Source organism: Natronobeatus ordinarius (genome assembly GCF_024362485.1).
Lineage (GTDB): Archaea > Halobacteriota > Halobacteria > Halobacteriales > Natrialbaceae > Natronobeatus > Natronobeatus ordinarius.
In genome coordinates this window covers 1,898,404-1,910,972 of the sequence record NZ_CP101456.1, presented here as the reverse complement: position 1 = coordinate 1,910,972, position 12,569 = coordinate 1,898,404, and the positions used below count along the sequence as shown (strand labels likewise).

The 12,569-nt window shown below is 65.7% G+C and carries 12 protein-coding genes; 8 read left to right on the top strand and 4 right to left on the bottom strand.

Annotated features, from left to right (window positions below):
- Window positions 1-100: 100 nt before the first annotated feature.
- Together NMQ09_RS09905 and NMQ09_RS09900 are read left to right on the top strand one after the other, a co-directional pair.
- Window positions 101-1,330, top strand: coding sequence for a molybdopterin molybdotransferase MoeA (locus NMQ09_RS09905; protein WP_255194421.1), 1,230 nt, complete (start codon window positions 101-103; stop codon window positions 1,328-1,330).
- Complete coding sequence (locus NMQ09_RS09900) at window positions 1,327-1,989, top strand: nucleotidyltransferase family protein (protein WP_255194420.1); 663 nt, start codon at window positions 1,327-1,329, stop codon at window positions 1,987-1,989. The genes NMQ09_RS09905 and NMQ09_RS09900 overlap by 4 nt, the downstream gene beginning before the upstream one ends.
- 165 nt (window positions 1,990-2,154) lie before the next feature.
- Here NMQ09_RS09900 and NMQ09_RS09895 read toward each other — a convergent pair whose 3' ends face one another.
- Window positions 2,155-2,685, bottom strand: a complete 531-nt coding sequence (locus tag NMQ09_RS09895) for an acyltransferase (protein WP_255194419.1) — start codon at window positions 2,683-2,685, stop codon at window positions 2,155-2,157.
- Between the two features lie 96 nt (window positions 2,686-2,781).
- On the opposite strand from NMQ09_RS09895, the gene NMQ09_RS09890 reads away from it, so the two are divergent.
- Window positions 2,782-3,414 carry a class I SAM-dependent methyltransferase gene (locus tag NMQ09_RS09890; RefSeq protein ID WP_255194418.1) on the top strand — a complete coding sequence of 211 codons (633 nt, stop codon included), beginning with the start codon at window positions 2,782-2,784 and terminating at the stop codon, window positions 3,412-3,414.
- Window positions 3,415-3,530: 116 nt separating this feature from the next.
- Here the strand turns inward: NMQ09_RS09890 and NMQ09_RS09885 are convergent, their stop codons facing one another.
- Window positions 3,531-4,409, bottom strand: a complete 879-nt coding sequence (locus NMQ09_RS09885; RefSeq protein WP_255194417.1) for a UbiA family prenyltransferase — start codon at window positions 4,407-4,409, stop codon at window positions 3,531-3,533.
- Between the two features lie 141 nt (window positions 4,410-4,550).
- Entirely contained in the window at window positions 4,551-5,843 is a 1,293-nt protein-coding gene (gene purD, locus NMQ09_RS09880; RefSeq protein WP_255194416.1) for a phosphoribosylamine--glycine ligase, read from the bottom strand.
- Between the two features lie 420 nt (window positions 5,844-6,263).
- Here purD and NMQ09_RS09875 point away from each other — a divergent pair, with 420 nt between their 5' ends.
- The 4 genes from NMQ09_RS09875 (at window position 6,264) to NMQ09_RS09860 (ending at window position 9,727) form a co-directional block, all read left to right on the top strand.
- Complete coding sequence (locus tag NMQ09_RS09875) at window positions 6,264-6,545, top strand: helix-turn-helix transcriptional regulator (RefSeq protein WP_255194415.1); 282 nt, start codon at window positions 6,264-6,266, stop codon at window positions 6,543-6,545.
- Window positions 6,546-6,805: 260 nt separating this feature from the next.
- A complete protein-coding gene (ribH, locus tag NMQ09_RS09870) occupies window positions 6,806-7,222 on the top strand; it encodes a 6,7-dimethyl-8-ribityllumazine synthase (RefSeq protein WP_255194414.1) in 417 nt (138 codons plus the stop codon).
- Window positions 7,219-8,367 (top strand): pyridoxal phosphate-dependent aminotransferase, encoded by a 1,149-nt coding sequence (locus NMQ09_RS09865; protein WP_255194413.1) that lies wholly within the window; start codon window positions 7,219-7,221, stop codon window positions 8,365-8,367. The genes ribH and NMQ09_RS09865 overlap by 4 nt, the downstream gene beginning before the upstream one ends.
- A 103-nt stretch (window positions 8,368-8,470) precedes the next feature.
- A complete protein-coding gene (locus NMQ09_RS09860) occupies window positions 8,471-9,727 on the top strand; it encodes an MFS transporter (protein WP_255194412.1) in 1,257 nt (418 codons plus the stop codon).
- 192 nt (window positions 9,728-9,919) lie between these two features.
- Here the strand turns inward: NMQ09_RS09860 and NMQ09_RS09855 are convergent, their stop codons facing one another.
- Window positions 9,920-10,972 (bottom strand): hypothetical protein, encoded by a 1,053-nt coding sequence (locus NMQ09_RS09855; protein ID WP_255194411.1) that lies wholly within the window; start codon window positions 10,970-10,972, stop codon window positions 9,920-9,922.
- 657 nt (window positions 10,973-11,629) lie between these two features.
- Here NMQ09_RS09855 and NMQ09_RS09850 point away from each other — a divergent pair.
- Window positions 11,630-12,541, top strand: coding sequence for a winged helix-turn-helix domain-containing protein (locus tag NMQ09_RS09850; protein WP_255194410.1), 912 nt, complete (start codon window positions 11,630-11,632; stop codon window positions 12,539-12,541).
- The last annotated feature ends 28 nt before the right edge of the window (window positions 12,542-12,569 follow it).

The following is a 12,569-nucleotide window of genomic DNA, read 5'->3' as shown; positions in this document are numbered from 1 at the left end:
TCGCAGCAATGGTGTAGTCCTCGTTTCAACGGGGGCTATATTTGTCGTGAGCGGTTGGTAACGGTTACGAGACACGCTGCAGGCGTGTACACACGCACAAATGATCGAACCCAACCGACACGACGACGATTCGTTGCTCCCGTGGGAAGACGCCGCCGACCGCGTCCGTTCCCTTCGAGACGAGTGGATCGAGCGCCTCGAGACCGAGTTCGTCCCCCTCGATCACGTCGCGGGCCGGACGGTCGCAGCGCCGATCCGGTCGCCGGTCGACGTTCCCGGACGGAGTCACGCGACGATGGACGGCTTCGCCCTCGACGCGACGGACGACTACCCGCTCGAGGTCGTCGAGACGCCAGTCTATCCCGAGGACGAGCCGCCGACGCTCGAGCCCGGGACGGCCGTCCGAATCGCCACCGGCGCGTCGCTACCGCCGTCGGCGAACGCGGTCCTCAAACGCGAGGAGGCGGCCGTCGAGGACGGACAGCTCACGGGAACCGAGCTCGAGCCCGGGACCTACGTCTACGAACGCGGGAGTAACGTCGCCGAAGGCGACCCCCTGTTCGAGGCGGGCGAGCGCCTCGGCCCGAAGGACGCACTGTTGCTCGGCGACCTCGGCATCGACGAGGTGCCCGTCCTCGAGCGCCTCTCGGTCGGCCTGCTCGCGACCGGCACCGAGATCCACGAGGGACGCAACCGCGACCTCGACTCGCCGATGCTCGCGGGACTCGTCCGGGCCTGGGCTCACGAGGCGACTTACGAAGGGTCGGTGTCCGACGAGTTCGACCGCGTGTCGGCGCGAATCGATGAGCTGGCCCGCGAGCACGACGTCGTGATGACGACCGGCGGAACGAGCGTCGGGAAGAAAGACTACGTGATCCGCGCGCTCGACGAACTCGGCGACGTGCTGTTCCACCGCGTGCGCCTGCGACCGGGCAAGCCGATCGCCGTCGCTCGGCTTCCCGATCACGACGCGATCGCCTTCGCCATCCCCGGCAAACCGGTGGGAGCCCACGCCGTGACGAGCCTCGTGGCCCGCCCCTTCTTCACCGGCGAGGCGGCGGTACCCACGGTCGCCGCGGAACTGGCCCGCGACGTCGACGTCTCGACGGCCGGATTCACGTACGCGATTCCAGTGAGCCTCGAGGACGGCCGCGCGATGCCACTGGGCCACGTCGACTCGCCGCTGTCGATCTACGAGGAGACGTTCGATCCCAGCGTCCTCTCTTCGAGCACGCGGGCGACGCGCGCCGACGGCTTCGTGCTCACCGAAACGGCCCTCGAGGCCGACGAACCAGTCGACGTCGTCCCGTACGGCGTCGTCGAGCGATGAGTCCGGACCGCGATCCGCCGGCTGACCTGCCGATCGTCGATCGTGACGGGGTCGATCCAGGCGTCGACCTCGAGGACGGCCCCGCCGTCGCCGGACTCCTGCTCGCCGCCGGCACGAGCAGTCGCTTCGGGAGCGAGAACAAACTGCTCGAGGACGTCGACGGCGAGCCGATCGTCCGCCACGCCGCCCGAACGCTCGTCGATTCGCGCATCGACCCGATCGTCGTCGTCCTGGGCCACGAGGCCAGGCGCGTCCGGGACGCGCTCGAGGGGCTGCCCCTCGAGTTCGTCGTCAACGAGGCGTACGAGCGCGGCCAGGCGTCGTCGGTCCGAACGGGGATCCGGACGATCCGGGGGCGAACCGCGGCCGACGCCGTCGTCGTCGCGCTCGGGGACATGCCGTTCGTCGATCCCAGGACCGTCGACGCGCTCGTCGCCGCCTACGCCGCCGGAACGGGTGACGCGCTGGCGGCCGCCTACGAGGGCGAGCGCGGCAACCCGGTGCTGTTCGACGCTCGCTTCTTCGAGCAACTGACCGGCGTGGAAGGCGACATCGGCGGCCGTCGGATCCTGCTCGAGGACGACTCGAGCGCGCTCGTCGCCGTCGACGATCCGGGCGTGCGCCGCGACGTCGACGTGCCGGACGATCTTCCTCGGTAGTCGTCCGACTCGAGTCGGTTCGTCAGTCGTCGTCGATCGACTCGAGTGTCTTCACGACGAGTTCAGCCGAGTGGCGCCGGTATCGTCGCTCACTCACTGGGTCCTCGACGCGGACGGACGAAAATACTGACTGTGCCGTCGACGCGTGCGTTCGGATTTGGATGATCAGTCCAGGACCTCGTCGTCCCGCCCGCCGGCCGATCCCATCGGTCTGGCCGGAACGCCCGCGACCGTCTCGCCCGGGGGGACGTCTCGCGTTACGAGCGAGTTGGCCGCGATGCTCGCCCCCTCGCCGATCTCGACGCCCGGAAGGATTATCGCCCCCGCGCCGATCATCGCCCGCTCGCCGATCACGACCTCGCCCGTCCGGTACTCGTCCTGGAGGAATTCGTGACAGAGGATCGTCGCGTCGTAGCCGACCAGGGCGTGGTCCTCGAGGGTGATCAGGTCCGGCCAGAAGACGTCTGGCGTGGCCTCGAGCCCCCAGGAGACGCCCTCACCGACGGTCACCCCGATCCGACGCAGGAGCCACCGTTTGAGTTTCAGGCTCGGCGAAATCCGAACGAGCCAGATGACGACGTAGTTGATCGCGACCCGGATCGGGTTGCGGGCGCTCGTCCAGCGAGAAAGCGAGTTTCCGGCTCCGGGCGTCGGGTGGCGTGCCACGCGGTCGTGTCTCGAGCGATCTGCGGTCACTGGTATGGACGTTGCGGGGGACTGTACATCAAACCTATCGGCGCTGTCGCCTCGAGAACTCCAAGGGGCTTTACGTGTCCGTCACGAGTGACACACGTGAATTCTACCGACGTTCGACGCGAGTGGGCGCAACGCTCCGGCGAGTTTTCCCCGGCGTACTACGCCTACTACGGCCCGAACGAGACGAGCGACGTTGTTCGCCGCCTCCTCGAGCGGTTCCTCGACCGAGACGCGGCCGTCCTCGAGCTCGGCTGCAGTTCGGGTCGGCACCTCTCACACCTCTTCGATCACGGCTTCGATACCCTCGCCGGAATCGACGTCAACGACGACGCGTTCGACGTGATGGAGGGAACCTACCCCGACCTCGCAGCCAGCGGGGAGTTCTATCACGGCGCGATCGAGGACGTGATCGGCGAGTTCGACGACGACCAGTTCGACGCGGTGTACTCGGTGGAGACGCTCCAGCACGTTCACCCGGACGCCGAGTGGGTCTTCGACGAGCTGTCGCGCATTACGGCCGACCTGCTCATCACCGTGGAGAACGAAGGCGGTCCCGACCGGACGGGATCGACCGACGACGTGAACTACGTCAACGACGAGTTCCCGCTCTACTACCGCGACTGGAACGCGATCTTCACCGATCGGGGCTTCGTCGAAGTCGCCGTGACCTCAGAGCGGAAAGATACCATCCGGACGTTTCAGACGGCGTCGAGCCGTTCCGGTCGCTGAGCAGCGCGCGATCGAACGCTCGAGGAGTCATACGGTCTATTGTGATTCGTTACCGGTGATCGCTCGGATGGGACAGCGATCACCGGTAACACGTTACAATGATCCGTATCAGTCCGTCAACCGAGCACGCCGAGGAGTTCCAGCGTGAGGACGACGACCGCCAGAAAGACGTGCTCGCCGTCGACGACGAACCCGTAGAACAGTGGCGTTCGCTCCGGCGTGGCGAACGGAACGTAGCCACCCACGTAGCCGTGAAACGAGAGCAAGACGAGAAACGACGCCGGGAGGGCACCAGCGACGACGAACGCGACGACGCCGACCGCGACGGCGACGTTCGCGGCCTGGCTGACGATCCGCGTCGCCCGCGGCCCGTAGACGTTCGGCACCGTCCGAATGCCCTCCGCTCGATCGCCCTCGATGTCCTTCACGTCGAAGATCACCGCCGCGACCGTGATCATGGCGCCGACGTGCGCGGCGAGAAACAGGATCTCGAGTCGCCAGAGGTCACCGAAGTAGACGCCGACGCCCAGCGGGATCACTCCCCAGGCGGCGCCGACGACGAGGTTCTTCACGAGGAAGACCTGTTTCAGCTGGAGCGTCGAGTACAGCAGCACGACGAGCAGCGGGAGCACCAGGAAGCCAGCCAGCGGCAGCCCCCAGGCGATCGCCAGCGCGATCGCGACCAGATAGCCGAGAACGCCCAGCGCCAGTGACAGCCGCCCGTATCGTCGCGTGAACGCCGCTCGGCCCGGGACGTTTCGCTCGTCCTCCGCTAAGTCCGTCAGCCGGTTGACGCTGTAGACGAACAGCGTGACCGTGAACACGATGAACAGCGGCACGACCTCGAGGCGAAATCCGGCGAGGACGATCGTCGTGACGGCCACGCTCGTGGCAGCAAGCGAGATGAAGAAATTACTGTGGACCGCCACGAGGAGCGCAGCTTTCAGCGCGGGGAGTCCGCGTCGCGTGCTCGTGAGCGTCGGTTGGTTCGTCACGGTGGTCGGGCCTCGAGTGTCCGGTGGGAGCGTCGACGGCCTCGGCGGTCGCGTCGGACGCGTTTGTCGTTCACTCGGGACTCGGGCCAGGAAAGCCTTTAGCAACTCGAAAATCGAACCGCGACGCCAGTCCGTGCGCGGTCAGTCCCCGCGCAGCTCCGCCATGTGGTCGATCCGCCGCTGAACGAGCTCCGCCTTCCCGATGTCGTGGCGCATGTGCAGCCCTTCGTCGCCTGCGACCGCGAGGGCGTCCTCGGCGATCTCCTCGGCCTCGGCGATCGTGTCGGCCAGCCCGACGACGGCGAACGAACGGGAGGTGGTCGTGTAGATGCCGTCGTCGCGTTCGTCGACGCTCGCGTAGAACAGGAGGGCATCCCCGGCACTCTCTTCGTCGACCTGCACCTTCGCCCCCGCCTTCGGCTCCGTCGGGTACCCCTCGGGCACCGCGTACTTACAGACCGTCGCCTGCTCGGCGAACTCGAGGTCAGGTAGCGACTCGCCCTCGCGGGCCGCGACGAGGACGTCGAGGAAGTCGGTCTCGAGCGTCGGCAGCGTGTTCATCGCCTCGGGGTCGCCGAAGCGGGCGTTGTACTCGATGACCTTTGGACCGTCCGCGGTGAGCATGAACTGGCCGTAGAGGATGCCGCGGTAGCCCTCGAGGGCGTCGACGGTCGCTTCGATGATCTCGACGGCCCGCTCGTAGTCGGCCTCGGTCATGAACGGCAACTCGCGGCTCGCGTCGGAGTAGCTGCCCATCCCGCCGGTGTTCGGCCCCTCGTCGCCCTCGTAGGCGCGCTTGTGATCCTGGACGGCGGGGGCCGTCCGGACGGAGCCGTTGGCGACGAACGCCTGAATCGTGACCTCCTCGCCGATCAGCCGCTCTTCTAGGACGAGCTGGTCGTATTCGGAGTCGCGGATGTACGCCTTGCCCTCTTCGGGAGTGACCTGGTCGCCGATGACTTTCACGCCCTTCCCACCCGTGAGGCCGGCGGGCTTGATCGCGAGGTCGCCGCCGTACTCGTCGATGAAGTCGCAGGCGGCTTCGGAGTCGTCGAACGTCTCGAAGTCCGGGCAGCCCGGAACGTCGTTCTCGGCCATGAACCGCCGCTGGAACGCCTTGTCCGTCTCGATGCGCGCCTGCGCTCGCTTCGGGCCGAACGCGTAGACGCCGGCGTCCTCGAGTGCGTCCACGACGCCGACGTCGAGTGGTGCCTCGGGACCGACGACCGCGAGCGTCGCCCCCACGTCCTCGGCGTAGGCGACGACCGCCTCCGGGTCGGTCTCCTCGAGCGACTCGAAGCCCGCGGCGATCCGGGCGATCCCCGGGTTCCGGTTGCTCGCACAGGCGTACAGGTCGCAGTCGCTGTCCTCGATCGTGCGGGCGATAGCGTGTTCGCGTCCGCCCCCGCCGATCAGCAGCACGGTCTCGCTCATGCTCGACAACGGTCTGCACGGAAGTGTAAACCTTGCTCTTTCCCGTCCACGGGGTATTCACGGACGTGCATCGTTCCCTGCCGTCTCCGCTCGACCGACGACCGTTCCGTCTCGTCGCTTCTCGGTCGCCGTGTCGAACGCCGGTACATCCAGGCATCCTGAGACGAGATCGACCGACGGCTCCTCGTTACAGATCGGTGTCGTGTCGTGGTCGTACCATCTCGACTGGTTTCCCCCGAAACTCCAGGGCGCACCTGCCGTTCGAGACGGGGTCGCGACGCCGGGACCGCGATCGCGTGAGTCAGCACAGACCGACAGTTCTCGTGAGCGGACCGTCGTCGGATCCTGTCAGACATGTTTGGGCTCATGACAATCATCAATTCAATGTATTTAATTAATGCCCCCCTCGTATGGACAGTCATGTACGACCTCACCGGCTTCCAGCGTGACCTCCTGTACGTCGCAGCGGGACTCGAGGAACCACACGGCCTCGCGATCAAAGACGAACTCGAGAACTACTACGAGTCCGAAATCCACCACGGACGGCTCTACCCCAACCTCGATACGCTCGTCGAGAAGGGACTCCTCGAGAAGGGTACCAAGGACCGCCGGACCAACTTCTACACCGTCACCCGCAGGGGCAAACGCGAGATCGAGGACCGACGGAGCTGGGAAGACCAGTACGTCGAAGACCTCCTGTAAGGGCCGTCACTTCGTCGTGGCGGCAGCGACGGAGTGCTGTACCGAGTGACCGTCGCAATCGCGATCCGGTTTCGATTGCGCCGGAGCTGACGGACAGCGGTTCGGACGAGACGTCGGCCCCTCGAGCGTGCCAGCCGCCCGGACGATCGGATCGACAGCTGAGATGCGAACGTCGCAGACGGACGGATTTTACCGGGAGGTACCCCGTCACCTTCGCACGGAACGGTACCTCTTTTACCAACCCGCACAACCCAACGGATATGACCACGCTCGGACTGGTGGTCGCGCAGTTCAATCGCCCGATCACCGAGCAGATGGAGGAGGCGGCCCGCGAAGCCGCGGCCGACGCCGACGCGACGGTTGCCGAGACGGTTCGCGTCCCCGGTGCGTACGACGCACCGCTGGCGGCGGACCGACTCGCCCGTCGCGAGGAGATCGACGCCGTCGCCGTCCTCGGCTCGATCATCACCGGCGACACCGACCACGACCAGGTGATCGCCGACGCAACGGCCGGTCGGCTCTCCGACGTCAGCCTCGAGCGTGACACCCCCGTCACCCTGGGCGTCACGGGCCCCGGCATGTCCGCCGCGGAGGCCCGCGAACGCGTCGAAAACGCCGCCACGGCCGTCGAGGGTGCGATCGATCTCGTCGACGAACTTCCCGACCCAGAACCATGACCATGGACTTCACCGACCGCGTAACCCGTGTCGAACCGTCAGCAACGCTCGCCATCTCCGCGCTCGCGACCGAACTCGAGGCCGAGGGCGCGGACGTCGTCGACCTCTCCGTCGGCGAACCCGACTTCCCCACCCCCGAAAACGTCGTCCAGGCGGGCAAAGACGCGATGGACGCCGGTCACACCGGCTACACTACCTCGGCCGGGATCCTCGAGCTTCGTGAGGCGATCGCCGAGAAGCTCGCTGCCGATGGCCTCGAACACAGTACCGACGAGATCATCGTCACGCCCGGCGCGAAGCAGGCGCTGTACGAAGTCATCCACGCGCTGGTCGACGACGGCGACGAGGTCGTCCTGCTCGACCCCGCGTGGGTCTCCTACGAGGCGATGGTCAAGATGGCCGGCGGCTACCTCACCCGCGTCGACCTCTCGCCGTACGACTTCCAGCTCGAGCCCGCCCTTTCGGACCTCGAGAAGGTCGTTTCGGCGGAGACCGAACTACTGATCGTCAACTCGCCGTCGAACCCCACCGGCGCCGTCTATTCCGACGCCGCCCTCGAGGGCGTCCGCGATCTCGCGGTCGAGCACGACGTCACCGTCATCTCCGATGAGATCTACAAGGAGATCACCTACGGCGTTTCCCCCACCAGTCTGGGCACGCTCGAGGGGATGGCCGACCGCACCGTGACGGTCAACGGCTTCTCGAAGGCGTACTCGATGACCGGCTGGCGGCTGGGCTACTTCGCCGGGCCCGAGGAGCTGGTCAGCCAGGCCGGCAAACTCCACAGCCACTCCGTCTCCTCGGCCGTCAACTTCGTCCAGCACGCCGGCATCGAGGCGCTCGAGAACACCGACGACGCAGTTTCCGAAATGGTCGAGGCGTTCGAGGGACGCCGGGACCTCGTGGTCGACTTACTCGCCGAACACGACGTCGACGTCGCGGTTCCCGACGGGGCTTTTTACATGATGCTCCCCACCGGCGAGAACGACCAGGAGTGGTGTGAGGGCGCGCTCGAGGACGCCCACGTCGCCACGGTCCCCGGGAGTGCGTTCGGAACGCCCGGCTACGCCCGGATCTCCTACGCGGCCAGCGAGGAGCGCCTGCGCGAGGGAATCGACCGGCTCGCTGCCGAGGGCTACCTGTAAATTCGGTCACTCGTTTTCGGCCCGACTCGTCGACTCGAGCGACGGCACTCGGCCCGTGCCGACTTCCATAGAGCTTAGAGGAGGTCGAACCAACGACCGGAGCATGGACGCGAACGACCGATCGATCGCCCGCTTCACGATGATCGGTCACGCGACGTTCCACGCCTACGAACTCACGATCCCGCTGTTCGTCGTCGTCTGGCTCGACGTCTTCGACGTCTCGCCGGCCGTGTTAGGGACCGTCGTCGCCGTCGGCTACGCGCTCATCGGCGTCGGCGCCGTGCCGAGTGGCATTCTCGCTGACTCCTACGGCTCGAAGACGCTCGTCACGGCGTCGATCCTTGGGATGGGCGGTGGCTTTCTCCTGGTGAGCGCCTCTCCGGCGATCACCGAACACCTGGCGATCGCCGACTCCCCGTCGATCGCCGTCCTCGCGATCGCGCTGATCCTCTGGGGCGCCGCCGCCAGCGTCTATCACCCCGCAGCGCTCTCGTTGATCACTCGAGGAAGCGAGCGCCAGGGAACCGTCCTCGCCTACCACGGCGCGGCCGGCAACGTCGGCACCGCCTTCGGCCCGTTCGTCGCGGCGATCCTGCTCACGTTCTCCGACTGGCAACTCGTCGCCGCGCTGTTCGCACTGCCCGCCGTCGTGATCGCCGTCCTCGCGTTCCGACTCGAGTTCGACGAGACCGCGGGCGTCGACGAGGAGGTCACGACCGACGGCGGGGGCGAGGGCCAGCCGCTCCGGGAGGTGCTCGCCGGCACGAAGACGCTCTTTGCGAGCGCCTTCCTCGTCGTCTTCGGGATCGCGATGCTCGCGGGGATCTACTACCGGGGCGTCTTCACGTTCCTGCCGGACGTCCTCGCCGATCTCGCGGTGTTCGACCCCGTCGTCATCGCCGGCGAGTCGTTCGACCCCAGCCAGTACCTCTACGCCGGCTTGCTGATGCTCGGCGCCGTCGGCCAGATCGTCGGCGGGAAGCTCAGCGATCGGGTGAACCCGCAGGCGGCGATCATCGGCGCGTTCGCCGCCCTCGTGGCCGTCTCCCTGCTGTTCGTTCCGGCCGCCGAACTCGGCACCGGGGCGTTCCTCCTCGTCTGTGCCGTCCTCGGCGTCTGCGTCTACCTCTACGCGCCAATCTTGCAGGCGCTTGTCGGCGTCTCCGCCCCCGCCGAGGTCCACGGCCTCTCGTTCGGCTACGTCTACCTGGGCACGTTCGGCGTCGGCGCCGCGGGCGCCTCGATCGCCGGGATCGCGCTGACCTACGGCGGGCCAAGCCTCGTCTTCCTCGTCCTCGCGGCGTTTCCCGCCGGCGCGCTCGCGCTCGCGCTGATTCTGCTGGTTCGATCTCGACGCTGACTCGAGGGCGATCGTCCGCGGTTCGTTCGCTATGGCGCAGAGAGACGCACGCGGCGCGTTTCAAACAGCCCCCTCGCTGTAGTGATTAGCGTGAGTTTTCATATCCTCGGCGTGACAGATTGATGACATAATGAAATCGCAGTGACCGATATAGAGGATGAGTCTTGCACCGTGGATTGGCCATTACAATTGCTACAGCTCGGTTATGATGTCGATCGGCTCGTCGATCGCCTCGGCGTATCGGCGTGCGCTTTCGTACTGGAGGAGTACCTGTCCGCGTCGCTTCGCCCACTCGGTGTCATCGAACTCGCGCGGATCGTCGATCAGCGTTTGCAATCGGCTATCAGCATCCCGAACGACGCCGAGCGGAACCGTAGCGAGGTGAGCGACCAGTGGATCGTCGGCCTCAAAATGCGGTGCAACGGCATCGATAGTCGCGGTTTTTTCTGCGCGTAACGCTTCGGGAGTGGCTCCACGTTCGTACTCGAGTTCCTCCCAGTAGGAAACGTGAGGAACGTCGGCAAAGGCCTCGTACAGCGACACAGTCGGAAGTAACAGTGCGTACGTGAGAACGGTCTGTCCGTAGTTGCCGTCTTCGGGCAGGCCACGTCTGCTAGATGGTGATGCGCCGAGAAGCCGCATTGATCGTTGGGCCGACGCAATTGCTGAACTGGCGAACGACGGGACAGGTTCTTCTCCCACGGAAGTATCCTGGAGGAGTTCCTCGGGTGCTTCCTCTTGGCGGTGCTCGAATTCGTTCACGACTCGTTCGGTAACTGTCGGCAAGTCATCGGCGTAGTCCGACCCGTCCCGGGCTTGGACGAACGATTCGGCGTCTTCGATCGCCGCCGTGGCCCGTTCGAGATCGCGCCACTGAGCAGGGTAGTCGTCTTCTTCTTTTGCACGTTCGAGGCGGTTTTCGGCTCTGCCAATCGCCCACTCAATGGTCGCCCCACGCATAATCGCTTCCCCAAGCGTTCTCCCCCGGTATGGGACTGTCAGAGACTCGATGCGCTCGCGCACGGTCACCGCGTCCTCCTCGAAGGTTTCGGGCGGCAGTTCTCCGGGCGAGTTGTAAGCGAGGACCGAGACGAGACGTGACCGCCGGATGTGGTACAGGGACAGTGTCTGGCGACGAGCAGCGTGCATCGCGGGCGCTCCATAAGCTGGAACACGAGACGAGATGGTTACACGGTCGGGTGCCTCGTCACTGAGTTGCCCCCGAAGCTCCTCGACGAACTCCATGGAGTACCGATCGAGTGGGGGCTCGAGGCGTGGTTCGATCTCGTCGAACCGATCGACTGTCCGGTTGTATGCCGATTCGAGCAGTGGCATCGTGATAACGGGGTCCGCTTGGATCTGTGGCACTTCGATGCCTGCGATGTCGCGGAAGTCGCTGATCTCGGAGAAGCGTCTGATTCGCCGGCGCTGCCAGTACCCGAACCCGAGAGCACCAACGCCCGCGACTCCCGCACCAGCGAGAACTCCCCGTCTGTTCAGATCCATGTTGGAAGGTCTTGTCACCCCAATTTGATGACCGATAAATAAAAAGCTTCCAATAGTTACTGTGGTAGAGACAGCGTCGGCTGCGGGGTTTCGGTCCGACTGACGAACCGGAGCGGTCGCAGTCGTCTCATAACGATGGTTGTAGTCTCTTTAGTCTCTTACCGGTGATCGCCGTCCCGGTGGGGCGATCACCGGTAAACAGTTACAACCGTCATTATCAATCGGACCGGTACCTTGTGCAAGACTCACATTGCGTAGTCATCACCTCATCTTTGTCAGCCTCTGAAGAACACTGGCGCAAAACCATGGATTGGTTTGTTAATTCGCAACACAGAGAGCGAAGCGAGCAGTTCGTGACCCGAACGATGATACTGGTCGTTCCCGAAGGTGGTGGACATGCCGGACGAGGAGGAAGCGGCAGCGGCATTCGCCACGCTGTCCGATCCAACGCGGATCGCAATCTTGCGAGCGTTCGCGGAGGCGCTGGACGAACGGAGGATGCCCGACGGCGGGACGATGCCGGTGCTATCGTTTTCCGAGGTGTACGAACGGGTCGACGTCGACTCGACGTCACAGCTGTCCTACCACCTCGAGGAACTCGACGGCACCTACCTCCGCCACACCGACGACGGCTGGAAGTTCACCTACGCCGGCGAGGCGATCGTCCGCCAGTTTCTCGCGGGAGCGTACGCGGGCGACGTCGAGTTCGAGCCGTTCGAGACCGCGGGGAGCTGTCTGCACTGTGGTGCCGAAGCGCTCGTGACCGACGTCGAGGACCGGATGTTGCTCCACCGATGCGAGGACTGCGGTGGGGGGTTCGGCGCCATCCCGGTGACCCCGGCACAGGTCGTCGAACGCGAGGACGACGCCGTCCTCGAGAGCGTGGCGACGCGTACCGCGAGCTTCTTCGGGCAGTTCCGCGAGGGGGTCTGTGGAATCTGCGGGGGAATCGTCGACATCGAAGTCAGGGACCTCGAGGCGGAGGCGCCGGGAAATTTGCGGTTCGTCGCGACCGGCCGCTGTCGAAGCTGCTGGAGCAATTTCAACGGACCCGTGTCGGTGTGGGTCGCGACCCACCCCGCCTCTGTCGCCTTCCACTGGGACCACGGCGTCGACACCACGTCGCTGACCACGTTCGAGATGCTCCCTCGAGTGGTAGACAAGCGGTGGGCCACCGACCGTCTCGCCCCGGACGTGTACGAGGTCACGTTCCGCGTCGACGAGGACGTCCTCCGGCTGGTCGTCGACGACGACCTCTCGGTCGAGCGCGCCGAGCGCGTCCGACGCGATTCGGTCGGCGATCGCTGATCCGCTCGGATTTCGTACTCAACGGACG

Coding starts and splice junctions, on each gene's coding strand:
- NMQ09_RS09860 (WP_255194412.1), top strand. CDS start 8,471: ATGGACGCGAACGACCGATCGATCGCCCGCTTCACGATGATCGGTCAC.
- NMQ09_RS09900 (WP_255194420.1), top strand. CDS start 1,327: ATGAGTCCGGACCGCGATCCGCCGGCTGACCTGCCGATCGTCGATCGT.
- NMQ09_RS09850 (WP_255194410.1), top strand. CDS start 11,630: ATGCCGGACGAGGAGGAAGCGGCAGCGGCATTCGCCACGCTGTCCGAT.
- NMQ09_RS09865 (WP_255194413.1), top strand. CDS start 7,219: ATGACCATGGACTTCACCGACCGCGTAACCCGTGTCGAACCGTCAGCA.
- NMQ09_RS09875 (WP_255194415.1), top strand. CDS start 6,264: ATGTACGACCTCACCGGCTTCCAGCGTGACCTCCTGTACGTCGCAGCG.
- purD (WP_255194416.1), bottom strand. CDS start 5,843: ATGAGCGAGACCGTGCTGCTGATCGGCGGGGGCGGACGCGAACACGCT.
- NMQ09_RS09855 (WP_255194411.1), bottom strand. CDS start 10,972: ATGGAGTTCGTCGAGGAGCTTCGGGGGCAACTCAGTGACGAGGCACCC.
- ribH (WP_255194414.1), top strand. CDS start 6,806: ATGACCACGCTCGGACTGGTGGTCGCGCAGTTCAATCGCCCGATCACC.
- NMQ09_RS09905 (WP_255194421.1), top strand. CDS start 101: ATGATCGAACCCAACCGACACGACGACGATTCGTTGCTCCCGTGGGAA.